The sequence below is a fragment of the Streptomyces sp. NPDC012466 genome, assembly GCF_042955215.1.
Classification (GTDB): domain Bacteria; phylum Actinomycetota; class Actinomycetes; order Streptomycetales; family Streptomycetaceae; genus Streptomyces.
Map to the genome: position 1 here is coordinate 1 of NZ_JBIBEQ010000012.1, position 24483 is coordinate 24483.

The 24483-nt window shown below is 71.4% G+C and carries 21 protein-coding genes and 2 pseudogenes; 13 read left to right on the top strand and 10 right to left on the bottom strand.

Translation table 11 applies throughout. The features are described from left to right. The 6 genes and pseudogenes from ACFY9E_RS34310 to ACFY9E_RS34335 all read left to right on the top strand — a co-directional run. Nucleotides 1-429, top strand: a pseudogene (locus tag ACFY9E_RS34310) (alpha-1,4-glucan--maltose-1-phosphate maltosyltransferase); the annotation flags it as partial. Continuing rightward, nucleotides 426-2126 (top strand): maltose alpha-D-glucosyltransferase, encoded by a 1701-nt coding sequence (treS, locus tag ACFY9E_RS34315; protein ID WP_107455377.1) that lies wholly within the window; start codon nucleotides 426-428, stop codon nucleotides 2124-2126. The pseudogene ACFY9E_RS34310 and the gene treS, both read left to right, overlap by 4 nt. A gap of 191 nt (nucleotides 2127-2317) precedes the next feature. Next, nucleotides 2318-3760: a maltokinase gene (locus ACFY9E_RS34320; RefSeq protein ID WP_390990929.1), complete on the top strand. Its 1443-nt coding sequence runs from the start codon at nucleotides 2318-2320 to the stop codon at nucleotides 3758-3760. A 28-nt stretch (nucleotides 3761-3788) separates the two neighbouring features. Further along, entirely contained in the window at nucleotides 3789-6575 is a 2787-nt protein-coding gene (gene glgB, locus ACFY9E_RS34325; RefSeq protein WP_390990931.1) for a 1,4-alpha-glucan branching enzyme, read from the top strand. 128 nt (nucleotides 6576-6703) lie between these two features. Beyond that, a complete protein-coding gene (locus tag ACFY9E_RS34330; protein WP_390991458.1) occupies nucleotides 6704-7168 on the top strand; it encodes a hypothetical protein in 465 nt (154 codons plus the stop codon). After that, nucleotides 7165-7575: a hypothetical protein gene (locus ACFY9E_RS34335; protein WP_390990934.1), complete on the top strand. Its 411-nt coding sequence runs from the start codon at nucleotides 7165-7167 to the stop codon at nucleotides 7573-7575. Before ACFY9E_RS34330 ends, ACFY9E_RS34335 begins: the two co-directional genes overlap by 4 nt. Nucleotides 7576-7611: 36 nt before the next feature. Here ACFY9E_RS34335 and ACFY9E_RS34340 read toward each other — a convergent pair whose 3' ends face one another. The 4 genes from ACFY9E_RS34340 to ACFY9E_RS34355 all read right to left on the bottom strand — a co-directional run bounded on the left by ACFY9E_RS34340 (nucleotide 7612) and on the right by ACFY9E_RS34355 (nucleotide 11291). Then, nucleotides 7612-9873, bottom strand: coding sequence for a HelD family protein (locus ACFY9E_RS34340; protein WP_390990937.1), 2262 nt, complete (start codon nucleotides 9871-9873; stop codon nucleotides 7612-7614). 151 nt (nucleotides 9874-10024) lie between these two features. Further along, a complete protein-coding gene (locus tag ACFY9E_RS34345; protein WP_390991461.1) occupies nucleotides 10025-10339 on the bottom strand; it encodes a thioredoxin domain-containing protein in 315 nt (104 codons plus the stop codon). Further along, nucleotides 10336-10752 (bottom strand): MerR family transcriptional regulator, encoded by a 417-nt coding sequence (locus ACFY9E_RS34350; protein ID WP_390991464.1) that lies wholly within the window; start codon nucleotides 10750-10752, stop codon nucleotides 10336-10338. The genes ACFY9E_RS34345 and ACFY9E_RS34350 overlap by 4 nt, the downstream gene beginning before the upstream one ends. 29 nt (nucleotides 10753-10781) lie before the next feature. Continuing rightward, complete coding sequence (locus ACFY9E_RS34355) at nucleotides 10782-11291, bottom strand: AsnC family transcriptional regulator (RefSeq protein ID WP_390990939.1); 510 nt, start codon at nucleotides 11289-11291, stop codon at nucleotides 10782-10784. Between the two features lie 45 nt (nucleotides 11292-11336). Between ACFY9E_RS34355 and ACFY9E_RS34360 the strand changes: the two genes are divergently transcribed. Both ACFY9E_RS34360 and ACFY9E_RS34365 read left to right on the top strand, forming a co-directional pair. Beyond that, complete coding sequence (locus tag ACFY9E_RS34360) at nucleotides 11337-12251, top strand: NAD-dependent epimerase/dehydratase family protein (protein ID WP_390990942.1); 915 nt, start codon at nucleotides 11337-11339, stop codon at nucleotides 12249-12251. A 1-nt stretch (nucleotide 12252) separates the two neighbouring features. Beyond that, nucleotides 12253-13014, top strand: coding sequence for an aldo/keto reductase (locus ACFY9E_RS34365; protein ID WP_390990945.1), 762 nt, complete (start codon nucleotides 12253-12255; stop codon nucleotides 13012-13014). On the opposite strand, the pseudogene ACFY9E_RS34370 reads toward ACFY9E_RS34365, so the two are convergent. Then, nucleotides 13010-13114, bottom strand: a pseudogene (locus ACFY9E_RS34370) (IS5/IS1182 family transposase); the annotation flags it as partial. The gene ACFY9E_RS34365 and the pseudogene ACFY9E_RS34370 sit on opposite strands and share 5 nt — an antisense overlap. A 69-nt stretch (nucleotides 13115-13183) precedes the next feature. Between ACFY9E_RS34370 and ACFY9E_RS34375 the strand changes: the two are divergent. Continuing rightward, nucleotides 13184-13384: a type II toxin-antitoxin system VapB family antitoxin gene (locus ACFY9E_RS34375; RefSeq protein WP_190204072.1), complete on the top strand. Its 201-nt coding sequence runs from the start codon at nucleotides 13184-13186 to the stop codon at nucleotides 13382-13384. A gap of 232 nt (nucleotides 13385-13616) precedes the next feature. Here the strand turns inward: ACFY9E_RS34375 and ACFY9E_RS34380 are convergent, their stop codons facing one another. Further along, nucleotides 13617-15290, bottom strand: a complete 1674-nt coding sequence (locus tag ACFY9E_RS34380; RefSeq protein ID WP_390990948.1) for a DHA2 family efflux MFS transporter permease subunit — start codon at nucleotides 15288-15290, stop codon at nucleotides 13617-13619. Nucleotides 15291-15399: 109 nt separating this feature from the next. On the opposite strand from ACFY9E_RS34380, the gene ACFY9E_RS34385 reads away from it, so the two are divergent. Next, the gene (locus ACFY9E_RS34385; protein ID WP_390990951.1) at nucleotides 15400-16014 is read left to right on the top strand and encodes a TetR family transcriptional regulator; all 615 of its coding nucleotides are present in this window, start codon (nucleotides 15400-15402) and stop codon (nucleotides 16012-16014) included. Between the two features lie 80 nt (nucleotides 16015-16094). Here ACFY9E_RS34385 and ACFY9E_RS34390 read toward each other — a convergent pair whose 3' ends face one another. Beyond that, nucleotides 16095-17492 (bottom strand): cation:dicarboxylate symporter family transporter, encoded by a 1398-nt coding sequence (locus ACFY9E_RS34390; protein WP_390990953.1) that lies wholly within the window; start codon nucleotides 17490-17492, stop codon nucleotides 16095-16097. Nucleotides 17493-17671: 179 nt separating this feature from the next. Here ACFY9E_RS34390 and ACFY9E_RS34395 point away from each other — a divergent pair, with 179 nt between their 5' ends. Together ACFY9E_RS34395 and ACFY9E_RS34400 are read left to right on the top strand one after the other, a co-directional pair. Then, a complete protein-coding gene (locus ACFY9E_RS34395; protein ID WP_390990956.1) occupies nucleotides 17672-19342 on the top strand; it encodes an ATP-binding protein in 1671 nt (556 codons plus the stop codon). Continuing rightward, nucleotides 19339-20028, top strand: a complete 690-nt coding sequence (locus ACFY9E_RS34400; protein WP_390990959.1) for a response regulator — start codon at nucleotides 19339-19341, stop codon at nucleotides 20026-20028. Before ACFY9E_RS34395 ends, ACFY9E_RS34400 begins: the two co-directional genes overlap by 4 nt. A 224-nt stretch (nucleotides 20029-20252) precedes the next feature. Here the strand turns inward: ACFY9E_RS34400 and ACFY9E_RS34405 are convergent, their stop codons facing one another. After that, on the bottom strand, nucleotides 20253-21590 hold the full coding sequence (locus tag ACFY9E_RS34405; protein ID WP_390991467.1) for an enolase C-terminal domain-like protein: 1338 nt from the start codon (nucleotides 21588-21590) through the stop codon (nucleotides 20253-20255). 26 nt (nucleotides 21591-21616) lie between these two features. After that, on the bottom strand, nucleotides 21617-22954 hold the full coding sequence (locus tag ACFY9E_RS34410) for a gluconate:H+ symporter (protein ID WP_390990962.1): 1338 nt from the start codon (nucleotides 22952-22954) through the stop codon (nucleotides 21617-21619). Between the two features lie 135 nt (nucleotides 22955-23089). Here ACFY9E_RS34410 and ACFY9E_RS34415 point away from each other — a divergent pair, with 135 nt between their 5' ends. Then, complete coding sequence (locus ACFY9E_RS34415) at nucleotides 23090-23881, top strand: IclR family transcriptional regulator C-terminal domain-containing protein (protein ID WP_390990965.1); 792 nt, start codon at nucleotides 23090-23092, stop codon at nucleotides 23879-23881. On the opposite strand, the gene ACFY9E_RS34420 is transcribed toward ACFY9E_RS34415, so the two are convergent. Then, nucleotides 23878-24306 (bottom strand): TIGR03618 family F420-dependent PPOX class oxidoreductase, encoded by a 429-nt coding sequence (locus ACFY9E_RS34420; RefSeq protein WP_390991470.1) that lies wholly within the window; start codon nucleotides 24304-24306, stop codon nucleotides 23878-23880. The two genes, ACFY9E_RS34415 and ACFY9E_RS34420, sit on opposite strands and share 4 nt — an antisense overlap. Nucleotides 24307-24483: the final 177 nt, after the last annotated feature.

Here is a 24483-nt window from a genome sequence, read left to right on the forward strand (position 1 = left end):
AAGTACCAGCTCAGGCACCGTGACTGGGAAGCGGCCGAACGCGAGGGCCGCACCATCACCGCGCTGCTGACCCGGCTCAACACCGTCCGGCGGGAGAACCCGGCCCTCCAGCAGCTGCGCGACCTGCACTTCCACGACGCCGACCAGGAAGCGGTGATCGCCTACTCGAAGCGGAAGGGTTCGAACACGGTTCTGGTGGTCGCCAACCTCGACCCCCACCACACCCAGGAGGCCACGGTCTCGTTGGACATGCCGCAACTCGGCCTCGACTGGCACGAGTCGGTGCCGGTGCGCGACGAGCTCACCGGCGAGACCTACCACTGGGGCAGGGCCAACTATGTGCGCCTCGAACCGGGCCGCAGGCCCGCGCACGTCTTCACGGTTCTGCGACCGTCCACCCCGGAGATCGGAGGGTCACCCACAACATGATCGTCAACGAACCCGTTCCGGACACCTTCGAGGACACTCCCGCGAGGGACCGTGACCCGGAGTGGTTCAAACGCGCCGTCTTCTACGAGGTGCTCGTCCGCTCGTTCCAGGACAGCAACGGCGACGGCGTCGGTGACCTCAAGGGCCTGACCGCCAAGCTCGACTACCTCCAGTGGCTGGGTGTCGACTGCCTGTGGCTGCCGCCGTTCTTCAAGTCCCCGCTGCGCGACGGCGGCTACGACGTCTCCGACTACACGGCCGTGCTGCCGGAGTTCGGCGACCTGGCCGACTTCGTGGAGTTCGTCGACGCCGCACACCAGCGCGGCATGCGCGTGATCATCGACTTCGTCATGAACCACACCAGCGACCAGCACCCGTGGTTCCAGGAGTCGAGAAAAGATCCCGACGGGCCCTACGGCGACTACTACGTGTGGGCCGACGACGACAAGCAGTTCCAGGACGCACGGATCATCTTCGTCGACACCGAGGCCTCCAACTGGACCTACGACCCGGTCCGCAAGCAGTACTACTGGCACCGCTTCTTCTCCCACCAGCCGGACCTCAACTACGAGAACCCGGCCGTGCAGGAGGAGATGATCTCCGCGCTGAAGTTCTGGCTGGACCTGGGCATCGACGGGTTCCGGCTGGACGCGGTGCCGTACCTGTACCAGCAGGAGGGCACGAACTGCGAGAACCTCCCGGAGACGCACGACTTCCTGAAGCGGGTGCGCAAGGAGATCGACGCGCAGTACCCGGACACCGTGCTGCTCGCGGAGGCCAACCAGTGGCCCGAGGACGTCGTCGACTACTTCGGCGACTACCCGAGCGGTGGCGACGAGTGCCACATGGCGTTCCACTTCCCCGTCATGCCGCGCATCTTCATGGCCGTACGCCGCGAGTCCCGCTACCCGGTCTCCGAGATCCTGGCCAAGACACCGGCCATCCCGTCGAACTGCCAGTGGGGCATCTTCCTGCGCAACCACGACGAGCTCACGCTCGAGATGGTCACCGACGAAGAGCGCGACTACATGTGGGCCGAGTACGCCAAGGACCCCCGCATGCGCGCCAACATCGGCATCCGCAGGCGGCTGGCCCCGCTGCTGGACAACGACCGCAACCAGATCGAGCTGTTCACGGCCCTGCTGCTGTCGTTGCCGGGCTCGCCGATCCTGTACTACGGCGACGAGATCGGCATGGGCGACAACATCTGGCTCGGCGACCGCGACGCGGTGCGCACGCCGATGCAGTGGACCCCGGACCGCAACGCCGGGTTCTCCTCGTGCGATCCCGGGCGGCTGTTCCTGCCCACGATCATGGACCCGGTCTACGGCTACCAGGTCACGAGCGTCGAGGCGTCCATGGCCTCGCCGTCCTCGCTGCTGCACTGGACCCGCCGCATGATCGAGATCCGCAAGCAGAACCCCGCCTTCGGACTCGGCTCGTACACCGAGCTGCCGTCGACGAACCCGGCGGTGCTGGCGTTCCTGCGGGAGTACGAGGACGACCTGGTGCTGTGCGTGAACAACTTCTCCCGTTTCGCACAGCCCACGGAACTGGACCTGAGCGCCTTCGAGGGGCGGCACCCGGTGGAGCTGTTCGGCGGGGTCCGCTTCCCCGCGATCGGCGAGCTGCCGTACCTGCTGACGCTCGGGGGCCACGGGTTCTACTGGTTCAGGCTTCGCAAGGAAACCATGTGAGGCCTGAAAAGGCCTGTTGAGGCCTGACGTGCGGGGCGGGCGGCAAACCCCGGCGGCGGGGCGTTTCCTCCGCCCCGCCCGGGGCACGCATCAGTAACACCCCGCCCACCCGCGTGAGCCGGAGGGGCGCCGTCCGGGGCCGGCCGCAGGCGCCGGAGGCGCACCAAAAATGGGTGAAAGGACGCGACGCCATGTCGGAAGCCGTCACACGCACCGTCACCACCCCGCCCGGCCTTCTTGCCTCCCTGGACCCGTTGCTGCGGGAATGGCTGCCGCGGCAGCGCTGGTTCGCGGGCAAGGGGCGGCCGGTCACCGGGTTCACGCTGGTCGAGGCCACCGAGCTGCTCCCGGCCACGTCCAAGCTGGGCCTGTTCCACCTGCTCGTCCGCGCCCACCAGCCCGTCGTGCCGTCCCACGGTGCGCCGGGTCACCCCGGTGACTGCTACCAGCTGCTGATAGGCGTGCGCGAGGCGCTGCCGCCTCGGCTGGCGCCCGCGCTGATCGGACATGTGCCGACGGGACCGCTGGCCGGCCGGACCGTCTACGACGCCCTGCACGACACCAGGCCGGCCGAGCTGCTCCTGGAGGCGCTGCGCACCCGGGCCCGTATCGGCAGGCTCCGCTTCGACCGGGACGCCGGGCAGGACATCCGCTCCGGGCTGGTGCCGCGCGTGGTGACCGCCGAGCAGTCCAACTCGTCGATCGTCTACGGAGATACGTTCATCCTGAAGCTGCTCCGCCGGATCGTGCCCGGGGTCAACCCCGATCTGGAGCTGCCGCTCGCGCTGGCCCGCGAGGGGTGCCCCCGCGTTCCCGCTCCGACGGCCTGGATGGTCGCGGACATCTCCCCCGCGGCGGACCCGGTCGTCACGGCGGGCCCGGGCGACGTCGCCGGCCAGCCGTACGTCCTCGGGGTGCTCCAGCCGTTCCTGCAGGGCGCCTCCGACGGCTGGGAGCTGGCCCTGCGCGAGCTGGCCAAGGGCGAGGACTTCAGCGCCGAGGCGCGGGCCCTGGGGCGGGCGACCGCCGAGGTGCACACCGCGCTGGCCCGGGCGCTGCCGACCGTCACGCTCGGCCACATGCAGCTCCAGATGATGGTCGACGGCATGATCGAGCGGCTGGACGCGGCCGTCCAGGCGGTGCCCGCGCTGCGGCCGTACGCCGGTGGGCTGCGGTCGGCGTTCACGGCGCTGGGCGATCTTGCCGCCGAGGGCCGCACCTGGACCGCGCAGCGGGTGCACGGCGATCTGCACCTCGGGCAGTGCCTGCGCTCGCCGTCCGGCGAGTGGTGGCTGATCGACTTCGAGGGAGAGCCGGCCCGGCCGCTCGCCGAGCGGCGCATGCCGCAGCCGGCCGTACGGGACGTCGCCGGGATGCTGCGGTCCTTCGACTACGCGGCGCGCTCGGCCGACCCTCCCCAGCCGGACTGGGCCGAGACCTGCCGTTCCGCGTACTGCTCCGGCTACGCGGAGGCCTCCGGCCTGGACCCGCGCACCGACCCGGTGCTGCTGCGGGCCTACGAGACCGACAAGGCGATCTACGAGGTGGTGTACGAGGCCCGGCACCGCCCCGACTGGCTGCCGGTGCCCCTGGCCGCCATAGACCGGCTCGCCTCGTCCGGCCACCTGACCTGACCGACCCCTCGTCCTGGAGGCTCCGCCCGTGACCCCCCGTCCTGAGTCCAGCGGTTCGCATCCCAAGGGGACCGCCGGGGAGAAGATCCCCGAGCAGCCCACGGCCGCGCAGAAGAAGAGCGCCGCGAAGAAGACGGCGGTGCCGAAACAGGCAGCGGCGAAGAAGACGGCCGCCGCGAAGAAGGCCGCCGTCAAGAAGACGCCCGCCGCGCAGTCACCGGCGGTGAAGGCCGCGGCCAAGAAGGCGACGCCTGCGAAGACGACGGCGAAGAAGGCGACGGCCGGGAAGGCGGCTCCCGAGAAGGCCGCGCCGCCCGTGAAGGCGGCGGCGAAGAAGGCCGCGAAGAAGGCGACGGCCGAGAAGGCTGCGCCCGCCAAGGCCGCCGCCAAGAAGGCCGTCACGAAGAAGGCCGCCGCGACGAAGGCCACGGCTGCCAAGGCACCGGCCACCAAGGCGGCCCCGCCGAAGACGACGGCCAAGAAGGCGGCCACCGAGAAGACGGCCGTCAAGAAGGCCACCACCGCCAAGGCCCCCGCGAGGAAGGCCCCCGCGGGCAGGGCTCTCACCGGGACGGCCACCTCCGGGACGGCCGCCGCCCAGGTCGTCCCTCCGGAGATGGAGGTCGCCGTCTCGCCCGCCGTCGACGCGGTGGACCGGGAGCGGCTGCTCGGCGGTACGCACCACGACCCGCACTCCGTGCTCGGCGCGCACCCGGTGCCCGGCGGTATCGCCTTCCGGGCGTTCCGGCCCTACGCCCTGTCGGTGACCGTCGTCGCCGGGGAGCTGCGCGCCGAGCTGCACGCCGACGGCGAGGGGTTCTTCTCCGGCCTGCTGCCGCTGCGCGAGGTCCCCGCGTACCGGCTGGTCGTGGAGTACGAGGGAACGGTCCTGGAGACCGAGGACGCCTACCGGTTCCTGCCCACGCTGGGCGACCTCGACCTGCACCTGATCGGTGAGGGCCGGCACGAGGAGCTGTGGACGGCGCTGGGCGCGCACCCGATGACCCACGAGGGTGTGACCGGCACCCGGTTCGCGGTGTGGGCGCCGAACGCGCGCGGTGTGCGCGTGGCCGGCACGTTCAACTTCTGGGACGGCACCGGTCACGTCATGCGGTCGCTGGGCTCGTCCGGGGTGTGGGAGCTGTTCCTGCCGGACGTCGGCGAGGGCGAGCTGTACAAGTTCGAGATCACCCGGCCCGACGGTTCGAGGACGATGCGTGCCGACCCGATGGCCCGCCGCACGGAGGTGCCGCCCGCGACCTCGTCGGTCATCACGTCCTCGCAGTACGAGTGGGGCGACGACGAGTGGCTGGCCCGGCGCGCCGAGGCCCCGGCGCACGAGGCGCCGTTCTCGGTGTACGAGATCCATCTGCCCTCCTGGCGGCCCGGCCTGACGTACCGCCAGCTGGCCGAGCAGCTCCCCGGGTACGTGAAGAACCTGGGCTTCACGCACGTGGAGCTGATGCCGGTCGCGGAGCATCCGTTCGGCGGCTCCTGGGGCTATCAGGTGACCGGCTTCTACGCGCCGACGGCCCGGCTGGGCACACCGGACGACTTCCGGTTCCTGGTCGACAAGCTCCACCAGGCCGGTATCGGCGTCCTCATGGACTGGGTGCCGGCACACTTCCCGCGGGACGACTGGGCGCTGGCCGAGTTCGACGGCCGGCCGCTGTACGAGCACGCGGATCCGCTGCGGGCGGCGCACCCCGACTGGGGCACGCTGGAGTTCGACTTCGGACGCAACGAGGTGCGCAACTTCCTCGTCGCGAACGCCGTCTACTGGTGCGAGGAGTTCCACATCGACGGCCTGCGGGTGGACGCGGTGGCCTCGATGCTCTACCTGGACTACTCGCGCGAGCCGGGCCAGTGGACGCCCAACGAGCACGGTGGCCGGGAGAACCTGGACGCGGTGGCGTTCCTGCAGGAGATGAACGCGACGGTGTACCGCAGGGTGCCCGGCGTGGTCACGATCGCCGAGGAGTCCACCGCCTGGGACGGCGTCACCCGGGCCACCCACCACAAGGGCCCGAGCGGCTTCGGCGGCCTCGGGTTCGGGCTGAAGTGGAACATGGGCTGGATGCACGACTCGCTCCAGTACATGAGCCACGAGCCGGTGCACCGCAAGTACCACCACGGTGAGATGACGTTCTCGATGGTGTACGCCTACAGCGAGAACTACGTCCTGCCGATCTCGCACGACGAGGTCGTGCACGGCAAGCGCTCGCTGGTGTCGAAGATGCCCGGCGACTGGTGGCAGCAGCGCGCCGGAGTGCGGTCCTACCTGGGCTTCATGTGGGCCCACCCGGGCAAGCAGCTGCTGTTCATGGGGCAGGAGTTCGCGCAGGGCGCCGAGTGGTCCGAGGCGCACGGCCCCGACTGGTGGCTGCTGGATCCGGGCTACGGGGCGGAGCCCGAGCACCGCGGTGTACGTGACCTGGTGCGCGACCTGAACACCGTCTACCGGGCGACCCCGGCGCTGTGGCGCCTCGACACGGACCCGGCCGGTTTCGAGTGGATCGTCGGGGACGCCGCCGACGACAATGTCGTCGCGTTCCTGCGGCTGGACCCGGAGGGCGCCCCGGTGCTGGCGGTGTCCAACTTCGCCCCGGTCACCCGCCAGGACTACCGCCTGGGCGTCCCGGAGGACGTCCCCGCCTGGCACGAGGCCGTCAACACCGACGCGGCCCGCTACGGCGGCAGCGACGTCACCAACCCCGACCCGGTCAAACCCGAACCCCAGCCCTGGCACGGCCGCCCGGCCAGCATCCGCCTGACCCTGCCACCGCTGGCGACGGTGTGGCTCCGGCCGGCATAGGGGACCGGGGGCCCCTGTGACAGGGCTGTGACCGGAGGTATGGCCTCCGTCACAGCCCGTCCGGTCGGGTGCTGCTGGGGTGTCCCTATGCGTGCCGTCCGGTTCACCTCGCAGCTCCAGCCGTGCTGATGGGCTTCGGTGTCTCCGCGGCCTGCGCCGTCGGCGCGCTCGTCGCCGCGGCGGGTGTCGTCGCGATGGCGTTGCCCGGGCGGCCCCGGCCGTGGCCGGTTCATCTGATGCGCCGTGCGGCGGGGGTGGCCGCGTGGGCGGCGGCGGCCGTGTACTCGCCGGGGGCCTTCGCCGTGCTGATGTCGGAGCACGCCTTCGGTGACGGCGCGAACTCGATGCCCGCCCCGGCCTGCCGCGACGGCTTCGCCCCGGCCACGATCGAGGGCCTGAGCCACCACCGGTCCTCGTACCTGCCGCTGCGTTTCGACTGCGTCCGCGAGGACGGCTCCGTCTACTCCAGCGATCCGGACTACGGGTGGATGAACTGGGCGAGCGCGTCCCTCGCCCTGTCCGCCGCGCTGCTCGTCATCGGCGCGGGCTACGCGAGCGAGCTCCGGGCCCGCAAGACGGCCGTGACGTCATGACACTGCTGCCCGTCTTCGCCGGGCTGGTCGTCGGCTGGGTCGCGTTGCGGGGGCTGCTGGCGCATCCGCTGCTGCCGCTGTGGGTGAAGACGTCGGTCTTCTGGGCGGTGCCGCTCACCGCGGCCACCTGGCTGTTCATCATGGCGGCGGACGACCCCGTCCTCTTCCCGGAGACCGCCCCCTGCCCCAGGGAACCGTTTCAGGAGGGCGTCATCGGGAGCGGAAAGGTGTCGGGAGTCTCCACCCCGTTTCCGCCGCGGGCCTACTGCCTGTGGGAGGACGGCACCGTCTACGAGCTCGCGCCCGGGGCCGAGTTCCTGTTCTGGGTCTTCTTCGCCCTGACGGTCGTACCGCTCGCCGCCGGACTGTGGCACGCCCTGCGGGATCCGCGCTCGCTCCTGCGCTGAGCGGAGCCGTACCCGGCCGGGTACGGCTCCGTCGTGCTACGCGAGGGATTGCGCCAGGGCCTTCGGCAGCTCCCCCGTGTGCAGCAGGCCCAGCCGCTGGGTGGCCCGGGTCAGGGCCACGTACAGATCGCTGGTGCCGTACCGGCCGGGCTCGACCACCAGGACGGAGTCGAACTCCAGGCCCTTGGCCTGGCGCGGGTCGAGCAGGACGACCTTCCGGGTGAGGTCGGGTTCCGCGCCCGCCGTGACGCCGTCCAGCCGGGCCGCGATACCGCGGTGCAGGTCGCGCGGTGCGATCACCGCGAGCCTGCCCTCGGCCGGGGTCAGCTCGTCCACGGCCTTGGCGACGGCGCCCGGAAGGTCGTCGGTGGCGCGGGCCCAGGGGCGTACGCCCGTGGAGCGCACGGAGCTGGGCGGTTCGAACCCGGGGTGCTCGGCGCGCACCACGGCCGCCGCGACGTCCATGATCTCGGCCGGGGTGCGGTAGTTGACGCCCAGGCGGGTGTGCTCCCAGCGGTCCTCGACGTACGGGGAGAGGATGTCCGACCAGGAGCCGACCCCGGCCGCCTCCGCGGTCTGCGCCGGGTCGCCGACCAGGGTCATCGAGCGGGTCGGGCTGCGCCGCATCAGCAGCCGCCACGCCATCGGCGACAGTTCCTGCGCCTCGTCGACGATGATGTGCCCGAACGCCCAGGTGCGGTCGGCGGCGGCGCGCTCGGCGGCACTGCGGTGGTCGTCCTCCTCGTGTCGCTCGGCGAACCGCTCGGCGTCGATGATGTCGTGCGCGGACAGCACCTCGGAGCCCTCGGGGTCGCCCTCCTCCTTGTCCTCGAACTCGTAGGTACGGGACGCGTACGACACCTCCAGCACGCCCTGCGCATAGGCGATCTGCTGCTCCCGCTGGCGCTGGGCGCGCTCGCGGGCGAGCCGGTCGTCGTCGCCGAGGAGTTCGGCGGCCTCGTCGAGCAGCGGCACGTCCGCCACCGTCCAGCGCCGGGTCACGGGGCGCCGTACGGCGTCGGCGTCCGCCGGGGGCAGGAACTCCTCCGGGGCGGCGAGGAAGTCGGCCACGAGTCGTTGCGGGGTGAGCACCGGCCACAACTGGTCGATGGCGGACCATACGTCGGGGTTCTCGGCGAGGTCGTCGCGGATCTGGGTGATGTCGCTGGGGTCGAGCAGGCTGGACCCGTCGAAGGGGTCGGTGCCGATCCGCTCGGCGTACAGGTCGGTGAGGGCGTTGAGGATGTGCCCCTCGAAGTGCTCGCGGGCGGCGTTGTGCGGCAGCTTGGCGGCGCGGGCGCGGTCGCGCGCGACGTTGACCAGGCCGTCGTCGAGCATGAGGACCTCGCGGTCGTGCTCGATGGTGATCACCGGATCGGGCAGCGCCTGCCGGCTGCGGACGACCTCGGCGAGCACGTCGGCCATGTCGGCGCGGCCCTTCACGGCGGCCGCCTCCGGCGTGTCGGTCGCGGTCGCCTTCACGCCGGGGTACAGCTCGCCGACGGTCGCGAGGAGCACGCCGGTCTCGCCGAGGGAGGGCAGCACCTCCCCGATGTAGCCGAGGAACGCCGGGTTGGGCCCGACGATCAGCACCGCCCGCTTGGCGAGCAGTTCCCGGTGCTCGTAGAGCAGGAAGGCGGCGCGGTGCAGGGCGACGGCCGTCTTGCCCGTGCCCGGGCCGCCCTCCACCACCAGGACGCCGCGGTGCGGGGCGCGGATGATGCGGTCCTGGTCGGCCTGGATGGTCTGCACGATGTCGCTCATGCGGCCGGTGCGCGCGGAGTCGAGGGCGGCGAGCAGGACGGCGTCGCCCGTCGGGTCCTCGTGGCCGGTGCGGGTCCGGTCGCCGAGGTCGAGGAGCTCGTCGTGCAGCTGGGTGACCCTGCGGCCGTCGGTGGCGATGTGCCGCCGGCGCCGGAGGCCCATCGGCGTGTGGCCGGTGGCCAGGTAGAAGGGGCGTGCGACGTCGGCGCGCCAGTCGATCAGGACGGGGGTGCGCTCGGCGTCGTCGGTGCGCAGCCCGATCCGGCCGATGTGGTGGGTGACGCCCGAGGTGAGGTCGATCCGGCCGAAGCACAGGGAGCCGTCGACCGCGTTCAGCGCGGCGAGCAGCCCGGAGCGCTCGGCCACGAGGATGTCCCGCTCGAGTCTGGCCTGCATGGGGGTGTTGCCCTGCGCGAGGGCGTCCGTGACGGAGGTCTCGGCGTCGCCGCGCAGCGCGTCCACGCGCGCGTACAACCCGTCGATGAATTCCTGTTCCTGGCGCAATTCATCGTCCGGAAATTCGGTGTTTGACAATTCCACTCCCGCCCGGATATACTGTGCTCACTGAACTTCACCGTGCCTGCAATCGACTTGAAGGCACGAACAAACAAATATACGCAAGGAAATCCCCCGAGCGCAATTGCTCGGGGGATTTCCTCATGCCGGGCGCATACCGGGCCGGTCTCTACAGCACGTCGGCGAGTTCCTCCAGCAGCCGCCGCTTGGCCCGTGCGCCGACCATCGACTTCACGGGCTCACCGCCGCGGAACACCATGAACGTCGGCATGGACAGCACCTTGTAGGCGTTGGTCGTCTCCGGATTGGAGTCCACGTCCAGCTGCACGACCTTCAGCCGGTCGCCCTCCTCGGAGGCGAGGGCCTTGAGCACCGGGCCCATCTGCCGGCACGGCGGGCACCAGTCGGCGGTGAACTCCACCAGCACCGGCAGCTCCGCGCCGATCACCTCCGCCTCGAAGTCCCCGTCCGTCACATCGATCACCATGGGTGGTCCCCTCCCAGCTCGCACACGGGTTCCGGACCGCCCGGAACCTCCGCCTCGGCGGCCAGCTCGGCCCGGGCCAGCTGCCGCGCGACCGTCTCCCGCACGGTGCTCAGCTGGCCGATGAGCGAGTCGAGTTCGTCCAGCTTGCGCCGGTAGACCGCGAGCGACGCCGGGCACGAGTCGCCCTCGGGATGCCCGGCGCGCAGACACTCCACGAAGGGCCGCGTCTCCTCCAGGTCGAACCCGAAGTCCTGCAGCGTCCTGATCTGCCGGAGCAGCCGCAGATCGCTCTCGTCGTAGGTCCGGTATCCGTTGCCGGTGCGCCGCGCGGGCAGCAGCCCCCGCGACTCGTAGTACCGCAGCGTCCGCGTCGTGGTCCCGGCCCGTGCGGCCAGCTCGCCGATTCGCATGCCCATGAACGTAATCCTTGACCCCGGCGTCAAGGCAACAGCGGTTTGCGCTCCACCGGGGAGGTCAGCACGATCGACGTCGTGGTGCGGCCCAGCGCGGAAACGCCCTCCAGGATCTCCTCCAGGTGGACGGTGTCCCGGACGGCTACCTTGAGGATCCAGCAGTCCTCCCCCACCACGTGGTGCACCTCGGTGATCTCGGGACGCTCGATCAGCTCCAGGGTCCTGGGGTGCTTGAGCGTGTAGCCGCCGTGCGGGTCGACTCGGATGAACGCCTGGATGCCGTAACCGAGCCGGGCGGGCACGATGTGGGCGCCGTAGCCGCTGATCACACCCGCCGCCTCCAGCCGCCGCACCCGCTCGGTGACGGCCGCGGGGCTGAGCCTGACCCGCCGGCCCAGCTCGCTGAGCTTGATGCGGCCGTCGGTCTGGAGCAGCTGGAGGATCTGCCGGTCCAGCGCGTCGAAGGCCACCGATGTTTCGTCGGCGGCACTGCGCAGATGCCGTGGTTCTTTTGGCGCGGCGGCCTGAACTCCCATGGTTCCCCCTTCAGGGCGTGGATGTACGCCGGGAGAATTATGGCCATGGAAAAGCCCCTGGATGTCCTGGTCATCGGCGGAAACCGTTACGTCGGAAAGCGTCTGATCGCACGGCTGCTCGCCGCGGGCCACCGCGTCACGGTGCTGAACCGGGGATCCTCCCCGCCCCCCGCCGGGGGGGAGCACCTGCTCGCCGACCGCAACGACGAGACGTCGCTGACCGGCGCGCTCGGCTCCCGGGTCTTCGACGTCGTCGTCGACCAGGTCTGCTACACCCCGCGCCAGGCCGCGATCGCCCGCCGCGTCTTCACCGGCCGTACCCGCCGCTATGTGATGACGTCGACGGTCGAGGTGTACGAGTACGAGGACTCCCCCGCCCTCGTGCGCGAGGAGGCCGTCGCCCCGTCCACCGTCGGCGTCGACCTGGACCTGCCCTGGGACGACCCCGCCTTCGCGGAGGCCCACTACGGGGAGGGCAAGCGGCAGGCCGAGGCGGTCCTCGCGGCCGGCGGCGCGGCGTTCCCCTGCACGACGGTGCGGGTGGCGCATGTGCTCGGCGGCGGCGACGACTTCACGGGCAGGCTGGCCCACTACGCCGAGCGGATACGCACCGGCGAACCGATCGCCGTGCCGACGGTGAACCGGCCGGCCACCTATGTGTACGTCGAGGAGATCGCCCGCTTCCTGGCCTGGGCGGCGGGCGAGGACTTCACCGGGCCGGTGAACGCCGCCGCGCCCGGGGCACTGAGCACCGAGGAGCTGTGCGAGGCGGTGGCCGCCCATGTGCCCGGCGGCCGGACCGAGTTCCGGCCCGTGGAGGTCGGCGAGGTCTCGCCGTTCTCCTTCCGCCGCTCGTACGGCATGGACAACGCCCGGGCGGCCGGGCTGGGCTTCACCTTCACCGACGCGCGGCGGTGGCTGCCACGTGCCGTCGCCGAGACGCTCGGGAAGGGCGACTGACATGCGCTACAGAACTCTCGGCGGGGTGCGGGTCAGCGCGATCGGGCTCGGAGCGATGCCGCTGTCCATCGAGGGCCGGCCGGACGAGGAACGCGCCCTGGCCACCGTGCACGCGGCGCTGGACGCGGGCGTGACCCTGCTGGACACGGCCGACTCGTACCACCTGCCGGGCGCGGAGCCCGGCCACAACGAACGCCTGGTGGCCCGCGCGCTGGCCGCCTGGGGCGGTGACACCTCCGGCGTCCTGGTGGCGACGAAGGGCGGCCGCGGACGCCCGGCGGGCGGCGACTGGACGGTGAACGGCTCGCCCCGCCACCTCAAGGCCGCCGCCGAGGCGTCGCGCAAGCGGCTGGGCGTGGAGGCCATCGGCCTCTACCAGCTGCACAAGCCGGACCCCGCGGTGCCCTTCGAGGAGTCGGTGGGCGCGCTGCGCGAGCTGCTCGACGCGGGCACGATCCGGCTGGCCGGGGTGTCCAACACGGACGCGGACCAGATCCGCCGGGCCCGCGAGATCCTCGGCGACCGGCTGGTGTCGGTGCAGAACCGGTACTCGCCCGCCGTCCGGGACAGCGAGCCGGAGCTGCGGCTGTGCGCGGAGCTGGGGCTGGCGTTCCTGCCGTGGAGCCCGCTGGGCGGGCTGGCCCGCAGCTCCCTGGACGGGCCGTCGCGCACGGAGGGGGCCGAGCGCTTCGGCGCGTTCCACGCGGTGGCGGCGGAGCGCGGGGGCAGTCCCCAACAGGTCGCCCTGGCCTGTGAACCCTGACCTCCAACGGCAGACTCCAAGGCCGGCCCTTGCGGACCGGATCGGCGCCTTCACGCCGCAGCGCGGTGATCAGCTTGCCGAACTGACGCGGGCTCAGGATCGGATCTTGAGCACACGCAACGGAACCGTGAGCAGCTAGAGTGCGCGTGCGACGCGATGAGGGGGCACGATGGCCAAGGTCAATATCAGTCTCGACGCCGAACTCGTAGTGGAAGTGATGGTCCTGGCTGGGATCGGCTCGCCCCAGGACGCGATCGAGGCGATTGTGCGGGACTACATCGCCCGCGGCCACCGCACGGAGGCTCGCACCGAGCTCAAGGACCAGAATCTGCGCGAGCTCGACGTCAAGCCGCAGGAGCCGCAAGGCTGAGCCTCTGCCGCCTGCCGCCGTTCAAACTGCCTGGCGACGCATCCAAGGCCGCGTCGGCACAGACGGCAAGGGTATTTGCGGGACAGCCCTTAGAGGGTGTCCCGCAAAGTCCCGCCCGCCCCGCGACACCCGGCACCTCCCCCAGGCTCTCGACTCCACTCGAGCAGGGGGCACCCCCATGACGCCGCAGGGTTCGCCCTCCGGGCGGACGACGCGACCTTGCGGACACTCCCTAGCGGGCCCCGGCGGACTCCGGTTCCTTGTCTTCCGCCGCGGGCTCGTCGGCGGCCTTCGCCCTGCCGGGCAGCAGCAGCGCCACCACCACCGTGCCGGCGCCCAGGATCACGGCCCCGATCAGGCTGGTGTGCGCGACCGCGTCGGAGAACGCGGATCCGACCGCGTCGGCCATCTGCCGCGCGCCGCCGCCCAGTTGTTCGGCCTGCGACCGAAGCCGCTCCGCCTGCTGGGGGTCGCTGGTGTGCGCGGCCTGCTCGGCGAGCTGCCGGGCCTTGGCGCCGATGCCGTGGGCGACGGCGTACCCGGCCCCGACGGAGTCCTGGGCCGTGGCCAGGGAGGAGGCGGGGAGCTTGCTGCCGGCCGTCGCGTCCGAGAGGTGGCCGGAGTACGACGTCGCCAGCAGCGAGCCCAGGATCGCGATGCCCAGCGAACCGCCGAGCTCCAGCGACGTGTCGTTCACGGCGCCGCCGACGCCCAGCTCGGACTCCGGGAACGCCCCCATGATCGCGTCCGTGCAGGGCGAGAGCGCGAGCCCGATGGACAGGCCGAGGACGACGAGGGGCGCGACGAAGTCGCCGTACGACGAACCGGCGTCGACCTGGGTGAGCAGGGCCAGGGCCGCCGTGCCGCCGACCATGCCGGCCGTGACGGTCCACTTCATGCCGACCCGGGGCGTGAGGAAGCCGGTGAGAGCCGCCCCCACGAACACGGCACCCGCCAGCGGCAGCATGCGCAGTCCCGTGTCCAGGGCGTCGTAGCCGAGGACGAACTGGAGGTGCTGCGTCAGGTAGTAGAAGGCCCCGAAGACCGCCAGGAAGAACAGGGCGACGGCGAGGTTGGAGCCGGCGAAGCCGCGGTCCTTGAAGCGGCGGACGTCGAGGAGCGGGCGGGGGTGGCGCAGCTCCCACAGGACGAAGGCGACGAGCCCGGCGCCGGCGACGACCGCCGCCGTGACGGCCTTGACGCCCCAGCCGAAGTGCGGGCCCTCGATGATCATGTAGACCAGCGCGGCGATCCACACCACCGACAGCAGTCCGCCGCCGTAGTCGATGCGCCCGCGGTCGGCGGCCTGGGACGGCGGTACGAGGACGAGGGCGCCGACGAGGGCCAGGACCGCGACGGGGACGTTGATGAGGAACGTCGAGGACCAGCCGTGGTCCTCCAGCAGCGCCCCGGCGACCAGCGGTCCGGCCGCGATGGCGAGCCCGGCCGTGGCGGTCCACAGGGTGATGGCCTTGGCCCGTTCGGCGCGCGGGAAGGTCGCGGCGAGCAGGGACAGCGTGGCGGGCATGATCATCGCGGCGCCGGCGCCCATCACGGCCCGTGCGGCGATGACCGTCGTGGAGCTGTCCGCGAGGAAGCCGAAGACGGAGCCGCCCGCGAACACGACCAGTCCGAGCACGAGCGCGCCCCGGCGGCTGTACTTGTCGCCTATCGCGCCGAGCAGCAGCATCAGAGCGGCGTAGGGGACGGTGTAGCCGTCGATCACCCACTGCAGGTCTGCGCTGGACAGCCCGAGGTCCTCGGTCATGGCGGGCGCGGCGACGGTGAGGGCGGTGTTCGCCATCACGATGATCAGCAGGCTCAGGCAGAGCACGAGGAGCGCCCACCAGCGGCGTGCGTAGGGGCGGTCCATCCTCTCGGCCGGTTCGTTCATGACGAGTCGCATGGCAGGGGTTGCCTTCCTCGCTGAATTGCACATGGGTGTGCATTTACACAACGATGTGCAATCTACGCCGTTGCACAGCACTGTGCAACTCGATGGGGGAAGGGGCACAATGACACCCATGACCACGGGTACCAGCCGCGCCGACGCCAACCGCCGCCGCCTTCTCGACGTCGCCCTCGCCGAGCTGCTGCGTGACCCCGACGCGTCCATGGACCAGATCGCCCGCGCCGCGGGCGTCGTACGGCGAACGGTGTACGGGCACTTCCCGAACCGCGAGGCGCTGATCAGCACGCTCGTCGACGAGGCGGTGGAGGCGCTGTCGGCCGCGCACGCGGCGGGCCGCGCGGACGTGCGGGATCCGGCGGAGGCGGTGGCGCGCTCGGTGCTGGCGGTGTGGGCGATCGCCGACCGCTACCGGCTGCTGGTCGCGCTCGCCCAGCGCACGGTCACCATGCAGGGCATCCGGGAGCGGCTCGCCCCGGTCCGCCAGGAGAGCATCGGGCTGCTGCAGCACGGGCTGGACGAGGGTGTCTTCAGCTCACCGCTGCCGGCTCCGGCCCTGGCGTACGTGCACGAGCAGACGCTGTTCGCGGTGATGGAGGCGGTGAACGACGGCCTGCTGGCAGCGCGAGAGGCGGGCCGCTGCGCCGCGGTCACCGTGCTGACCGCGGCGGGCGTGCCCGCCTCGAAGGCCACCGAGCTGGTGGCGAAGCTGAACGCTTGATCGTGCTGAATCGTGAACCGGGCGGCTGAGCGACGGGGGGACACCCAGCCGCCCGGAGTCTCGCGGGGGCGGTGCGGCCCTCAGGCCTTCGCCAGCTCCTTCTCGCCGCCCTGGTCGGGCACCTCGGCCTCGACGTGGTCCTCGGCCGGACCGCCGTGCCCGTCGTCCAGCAGCGTCTTCTCGTCGAAGGGCAGCTGACCGGCGAGGACCTGGTTCACGCGGTCCTTGTCGATCTCCTTCGTCCAGGTGCCGATCAGCACGGTGGCCACGGCGTTGCCGGCGAAGTTGGTCAGGGCGCGGGCCTCGCTCATGAAGCGGTCGATGCCGACGATGAGGCCGATGCCGTCCACCAGGGCCGGCTTGTGCGACTGCAGACCGCCGGCCAGCGTCGCGAGGCCGGCGCCGGTGACACCGGCGGCGCCCTTGGAGGCGACCAGCAGGAAGAGCAGCAGCGGGATCTGCTCGCCGATCGACATCGGCGTGCCCATGGCGTCGGCGATGAACAGCGAGGCCATGGTCATGTAGATCATGGTGCCGTCGAGGTTGAAGGAGTAGCCGGTCGGGACGGTGATGCCGACCACCGGCTTGCTGACGCCCAGGTGCTCCATCTTGGCGATGAGCCGCGGCAGCGCGGACTCGGAGGAGGACGTGGACAGGATCAGCAGGAACTCGCGGCCCAGGTACTTGAACAGGGTGAAGATGTTCAGGCCGGAGATGGCCCGCAGCAGGGCGCCGAGCACGATGAAGACGAACAGGAAACAGGTGACGTAGAAGCCGAGCATCAGCACGGCGAGGCTCTTGAGCGCCTCCACGCCGGCGGAACCGGTGACGGCGGCGATGGCGCCGAAGGCACCGATCGGGGCGGCCCACATCACCATGGCGAGGATGCGGAAGACGAGCCGCTGGATGTGCTCGATGCCGCGCAGGATCGGCTGCCCGGCCGAGCCCATGCCCTGGAGCGCGAAGCCCGCGAGCAGGGCGACCAGCAGGGTCTGCAGGACCGACTCGTTGGTGAAGGCCGACACGATCGTGGTCGGGATGATCCCGAGCAGGAACTCCGTGGTGTTCTTCGCCTCGGCGTCGATCTGCGCGTGACCGGCGTCCTTGACCGCGTCGGTCACCGCGAGGCCGGTGCCCGGCTCCAGGATGTTGCCGACGACCAGGCCGATGCCCAGCGCGACCAGCGACATCACCATGAAGTAGCCCAGGGCGATACCGCCGACGGCGCCGACCTTGGCGGCCTTCCGCACCGAGCCGATGCCCAGCACGATCGTGCAGAAGATGATCGGCGAGATCATCATCTTGATCAGGGCCACGAACCCGGTGCCGATCGGCTTCAGCTCGGTGGCGAAGTCCGGTGCGGCCAGACCCACCGCGATACCGGCGGCGACCGCGATGATCACCGCGATGTAGAGATAGTGCGTGCGGTCCCGCTTGGCTTTGGGTGCGGCAGGTGCCGTATCGGCTGCGCTGGTCACGGCGGCCCTCCTTGACGACGTCGTCGGCATCACCGGCGTGCGGCTCACGTCCGGGGGAAAGGGAGCGGGGCTCCCGGGGGATGCGTTATGGGGAATGCCCGTGACTATGTCCTGCTCTGTGAGCGCGGTCACCCTTCCGTTCATTTAGTTCACAATCAGCCACGGTGCAGACTGACGGCATGCGCCTCACCGTCCCCGGTCCCCGCAGTCTGGCGGGCCAGCTCTTCGCCATGCAGGCCGTGCTGATAGCGGTCGTCGTGGCCGGATACGCGCTGTTCACCTATGTCAGCGACCGCAGCCAGGCCGAGGAGGCCGCGGCGCGCCAGGCCAGGGCGGTGGCGCGGTCCGTGGCGGACTCCCCGTCCGTGCTGGCGGCGACCCGCACCGGCGATCCGACGGCCGAGCTCCAGCCGTACGCGCTGAAGGTGATGCGGGACACCGAGGTCGACTTCATCACGATCATGGATCCGCGGGGCATCCGCTGGACGCACCCCGACCCCCGGCAGATCGGCCAGACCTTCCAGGGCCACACCGAGCGGGCCCTGAAGGGCCACACCTTCACCGAGACCTACACCGGCACGCTCGGCCCGTCGGTCCGCGCGGTCACCCCCATCCGGGACGGCCGGAAGGTGGTCGGTCTGGTCAGCGCGGGGATCCGGGTCGACCAGATAACCCAGCGGGTCCAGGACCAGCTGACGGCCCTGCTCGGCGTCGCGGCGGGCGCGCTGGCGCTGGGCGCGGTCGGCACCTACGTCATCAACGCCCGGCTGCGCCGCCACACCCACGGCATGAACGCGACCGAGCTCAGCCGGATGCACGACTACCATCAGGCCGCCCTGCACGCCGTACGCGAGGGCCTGCTGATGCTGGACGGGCAGTACCGTGTGGCGCTGATCAACGACGGAGGTCGGGAGTTGCTCGGCGTGGCCGGGGACGTGGTGGGCAGGTCGGTGGCGGAGCTGGGGCTGCCGGCCCCGCTGACGGGTGCCCTGCTGGCGTCGGAGCCACGGGTGGACGAGGTGCACCTGACGGCGTCCCGGGTCCTGGTCGTCAACACCTCACCGGTGTCGGGCGGCGAGCGGCGCGGTACCGTCGTCACGCTGCGTGACGTCACCGAACTCCAGTCGCTGATGGGCGAGTTGGATTCCGAGCGGGGCTTCACACAGGCGCTGCGCTCACAGGCCCACGAGGCGGCGAACCGGCTGCACACGGTCGTCTCGCTGATCGAGCTGGGCCGGGCGGAGGAAGCGGTGGAGTTCGCGACGGCCGAGCTGGAGCTGGCGCAGGCACTGACCGACCAGGTCGTGGCGGCGGTGAGCGAGCCGGTGCTCGCGGCACTGCTGCTGGGCAAGACCGCCCAGGCGAACGAGCGGGGCGTGGAGCTGATGGTGTCGGAGGACAGCAGCCTGGACGACGGCCTGCTGCCGGAGACCCTGCCCGCGCGGGACCTGGTGACCATCCTCGGCAACCTGATCGACAACGCCGTGGACGCGGCGCAGGGCAGCGCGGGGGCCCGGGTGACGGTGGCGGCGTACACCCGGAACGCCGGGGACACCCCGGAGCTGGTGCTGCGGGTCTCCGACACGGGCCCGGGCGTCGACCCCGAGCACGCCGAGGCGGTTTTCCAGCGCGGCTTCACGACGAAACCGGCGGGCCCGGGCGGCCGGGGCCTCGGGCTGGCGCTCGTACGGCAGGCGGCGCAGCGGCACGAGGGCTCCCTGACGGTGACGGGGGCCGACGGGGGCGGGGCGGAGTTCGAGGTGCGGCTGCCGCTGCGGGAGTCCGGGACGCCGGGCGCGGGCGTGACATCCGGGGCCACGGTGGCCAGAGGCGCTGGAGGCGACGCATGACGGACACCGAGCAGGCCATTCGGGTACTGGTGGTGGAGGACGACCCGGTCGCCGCCGACGCGCACGTGATGTACGTCGGCCGGGTGCCCGGGTTCGTCGCCGTGGGCAAGGCGCACTCGGGTGCGGAGGCCCGCCGGGTCCTGGAGCGCACCCCGGTGGACCTCCTCCTGCTCGATCTGCACCTGCCGGACGTGCACGGGCTGCAACTGGCCCGGTCCCTCAGGACGGCCGGCCACCACGCGGACGTCATAGCGGTGACGTCGGCGCGCGACCTGGCCGTCGTGCGCGAGGGCGTCTCGCTGGGGGTCGTGCAGTACGTCCTGAAGCCGTTCACCTTCGCGACCCTGCGCGACCGTCTGGTGCGCTACGCCGAGTTCCACGCTGCGGTCGGCGAGGCCAGCGGTCAGGACGAGGTGGACCGGGCGCTCGCGGCCCTGCGCGCGCCGGGCCCGGCCGCCCTGCCCAAGGGGCTGAGCGCGCCGACGCTGGAGCGGGTGACGGTGGCCCTGCGCGACAGCGCGGAGGGCCTCACGGCCGCGGGAGTCGCGGAGACCGTGGGCATCTCCCGCATCACCGCCCGCCGCTACCTGGAGCATCTCGTCGACGCGGGCCGCGCGGCCCGCCGCCCGCAGTACGGCACGGTGGGCCGGCCGGAGTTGCAGTACCGCTGGGTCACGGGCCAGTGACGGCCCACCAGCCGCCGAGAACCGCCGCACACGCATCGACCTGACCAGACCACTCGACTTGGGTTCACGACGCAGCCGTCCCGGCCACAACAGGGGCAGGATGCGCACCGGCATGCGGGTCCCGCGTACCGGGCTGGTGTGTTCTCCCTGGGAGGAGGCTACGCCCCGGGCGGGGCGGTCAAGGGCTGAAGGCGTTGCGCCGGGAGCGGAGCCGGCCGCGGGCGTCACCGCACCAGACACGGCCGCTTCGCGTCGAACGACCAGCCCGGGACGAGGGAGCGCATCGCCGCCGCGTCGTCCCGCGCGCCCAGCGCCTTCTCCCGGTACAGCTCGTGCGCCGCCAGCAGCCGGTCCATGTCGAGCTCGACGCCCAGCCCCGGCGCATCGGGAACGGCGATCTCGCCGCCCACGATCCGGGGCGGCTCGACGGTCAGCCGCTCCAGGCCCTCCTGCCAGATCCAGTGCGTGTCCAGCGCGTTGTACTCCCCCGGGGCCGCCGCCCCGCAGTGCGTCACCATCGCCAGCGAGATGTCGAAGTGGTTGTTGGAGTGGCACCCCCACGTCAGCCCCATCGCGTTGCACAACTGCGCCACCCGCACCGACCCCTGCATGGTCCAGAAGTGCGGATCGGCCAGCGGGATGGACACCGACTGGAGAGCCAGCGCATGGGCCATCTGACGCCAGTCCGTGGCGATCATGTTCGTGGCGGTCGGCAACCCGGTCGCCCGCCGGAACTCCGCTAGCACCTCCCGTCCCGAGTAACCGCCCTCCGCCCCGCAGGGGTCCTCGGCGTACGCGAGTGTCCCCACGAGCGGCCGGCACAGCTCGACCGCCTCCCGCAGCGACCACGCCCCGTTCGGGTCGAGGGTGACCCGCGCCCGGGGGAAGCGCCGCTTCAGCGCCCGAACGGCCGCGACCTCCTCGCTCCCCTCCAGCACACCGCCCTTGAGTTTGAAGTCGCGGAACCCGTACAGCTCGTACGCCGCCTCGGCCTGCCGCACGATCGCCTCCGCCGACAACGCCTCCTCGTGGCGCACCCGGTACCACTCCACCGAGGAGCCGGGCTCCCGCACGTACTCCAGGTCCGTCCGGTCCGGGTCGCCCACGTAGAAGAGGTAGCCCAGCACCCGCACGGAGTCCCGCTGCTGCCCGTCCCCCAGCAGCGCCGCCACCGGTACGTCGAGGTGCTGGCCCAGCAGGTCCAGCAGCGCCGACTCGACCGCCGTGACGGTGTGCACCGTGGTCCGCAGGTCGAAGGTCTGCGCGCCCCGTCCGCCCGCGTCCCGGTCGGCGAACCGCTCACCGATCTCGCGGAGCACCCGCTTGTAGTCGCCCACCTTCGCCCCGACGACCAGGGACTCCGCGTCCCGCAGCGTCCGCGTGATCCGCTCCCCGCCGGGCACCTCGCCCAGCCCCGTCCGCCCCTCGGAGTCGGTGAGCACGAGGACGTTGCGGGTGAAGTACGGCCCGTGCGCGCCGGAGAGATTCAGCTCCATGCTGTCCCGTCCGGCGACGGGATGGACGGCGTACGCCGTGATGACCGGTTGCTGACCGATGCTCATCATTGCCCTTTCTCGAAAATCCCGGTTCACAGACTCAGAACGTCGAGCACCCACTCGACCACCAGCACCCCGCCGAGTCCGAGCACGGCCAGCACCGTCGTATAGGAGGTACGGACCTTGATCGCCTCGATGACCGACAGGTTGAAGTACTCCTTGAACAGCCAGAAACCGGGATCGTTCACGTGGGAGAACGCGATGGAGCCGCAGGCGACGGCCAGCACCATCACCTCCGGGTGCACCCCGCTGCCGGCCAGCAGCGGCAGCGCCACCCCGGAGGCCGTGACGACGGCGACCGTGGCCGAGCCGAGGGCGATCCGCAGGATGACGGCGACGAGCCAGGCGAGGACGATCGGGGAGATGGACCAGCCGTCCGTGGCGTCCTTGATGTAGTCGGAGATCCCGCCCTCGACCAGGACGTTCTTGAACGCCCCGCCCGCGCCGATCACCAGCAGGATCATCGCCATCGCCTGGGCCGCCGACGTGCAGGACGCCCCGACGTCCGCCAGGCTGCGCCCGATGCGCGGCCCGAACGCCCAGACGGCCAGGCACAACGTCAGCAGCAGCGCGATCGGCGCCGACCCGGCGAACGCGACGGCGTGCAGCAGGGGGCCCTCGCCGGACGTGGCCATGTCCGTCACCGCGGCGGCCACGATCAGCACCACGGGGAACAGCGCCACGAACAGCGCCCAGCCGAGGCCCGGCATCTCCTCCTCGGTGAACTCGCGTTCGCTGACCAGGCCCTTGGGGACGGTCGGCGTCAGCCGCGCGACGAACGGCAGCCGGGGCCAGGTCAGGGCGATGAGCGCACCGACGGGCACGGCGATGAACAGGCCGTAGAACAGGGTCAGTCCGACGGAGGCGTGGAAGGTCGCGGCGACGGCGGTGGGCCCGGGGTGCGGGGGCAGGAAGCTGTGCATGGTGGACAGCGCGATGGACATCGGCAGGCCCACCCACAGCAGCTTCGCCCCGGTGACCCGCACGAGGGTGAACGCGATCGGCACGATGATGATGAAGGCGACCTCGTAGAACATGGTCACGCCGATCAGCATGGATGTGACCACCATGGCCACCTGGACCCAGCGCGGCCCGAACGCGTCGAGGAGCTTGCCGGCTATGCGCTGGGCGGCGCCCGAGTCCCCCATCACGCGGCCCACCATCGCGCCGAGCCCGATGGTCAGCATGGTGTCGCCGATCTGGCCCCCGATGCCTTCGGAGAGGACGTCCGGGATGGTGGCCACCGGGATGCCCTGCACCAGCGCCACCCCCACCGCCACGAGCAGCAGGGCGGCGAAGCCGTTCAGTCGCAGCCTGGTCATGAGGAGAAGCAGGATCAGAACGCTGATCCCTACGACGAGCAGAGGCAAGGCAGTTCCCCTTTGAACCGGTGTCTCATCCCTGTATGCAGATGGCGTCCACGTATGCAGATGGAGGCTAAGTGGATGAACGGGCCGGGTCAATGGGCCGGACGATCACGAATCGGGGGGACCTACGATGAGCCCATGCAGGAGAGCAGGGGCGTCCGCGGCGTGAAGTCGGCGGCGCGCACCGTCGCCCTGCTCGAACTCCTCGCCGAACGGGGCGAGGAGCCCTCACGCCTCGACCAGCTCGCGCAGGACCTGGACGTGCCGCGCAGCAGCATGTACCAGCTGCTCCAGACGCTCGTCGACTCCGGCTGGGTCCGCACCGACGCCACCGGCTCCCTCTACGGCATCGGCATCCGCGCACTCCTCACCGGCACCGGATACCTGGACGGCGACCGGCGGATCCGGCTGGTCCGCCCCTACCTCGACGAGGCGTCGGACGCGCTCGGCGAGACCCTCCACATGGCACGGCTCGACGGCCGGGACGTCGTCTACCTCGCCACCCGCGAGTCCCACGAGTACCTGCGCACCATCAGCCGGGTCGGCCGCCCCGTCCCCGCGCACGCCGGGGCGCTCGGCAAGGCCCTGCTCGCCGAGCGCCCCGACGACGAACTGCCCTACACCGACGAGCCGTTGACCGCCCTCACGGATAACACGCACACCCGTCGCGCCGCCCTGCTCGCCGACCTCGCCCGGGTGCGCGAGCGCGGGTACTCCGTCGACCGCGAGGAGACGGTGCCCGGCATCGCCGGCTTCGGCTTCGCCCTGCGCTACGGCACACCGGTCGTCGACGCGATCAGCTGCTCGGTCCCGGTGGCCCGGCTGACCCGTGAACACCAGGACCGCATCATCGCCGTGATGGGGGACATCCGCGCACGCATCGAGTCCCGGCTCCCCCCGGCCGCCCCGGGCGCCCCCGACTGGCGCTAGGGGGTGTCCGTCCCCTGGGGCAGTACGCCCGGCCGGAACGGCTCGACTCCCTCCAGCCTCCGCACCCGTGTCGGCTCGATCAGCAGCATCACCCGGCGCTCACCCGGCAGCAGCCACGGGTACCGGTCCTCGCCGAGGTACTTCCGCGCCAGCCGGTCCATCGCCCGCTCCGCGGCCTCTCCCTCCACGAACCGCACGACCTTCCCCCGGATCTCCGCCCGGTCGTACGGGTTGCCGGGGTCGTGGTGCGACAGCGAAACGTACGGATTGCGCCGCAGATTCTCCTCCTTCACCCGCCCCATCGAGGTGTTGACCATGACGTACTCCCCTTCGATGTCCGCCCACATGGGCGACACCTGAGGCGCCCCGTCCGCCCCCACGGTGGCGAGGTGCCAGAAGTTCGGCGCGAGAAGACGCTCGCGCATATGCCCGTTGAGCTTGCCGTTCACGTGAGTCGCCGCCTTTCCGGGCCCGCGATCACCGGCCCCGGCGCCATCCTCGCCCCGCTCCCGCCCCGGCCGACAGACGATCTTCAGCCCCGGTCGAACCCGCCGGTAGCCGTAGCTTCCTACAATCCGTGATCCTGGCCGAACAGACCGTAG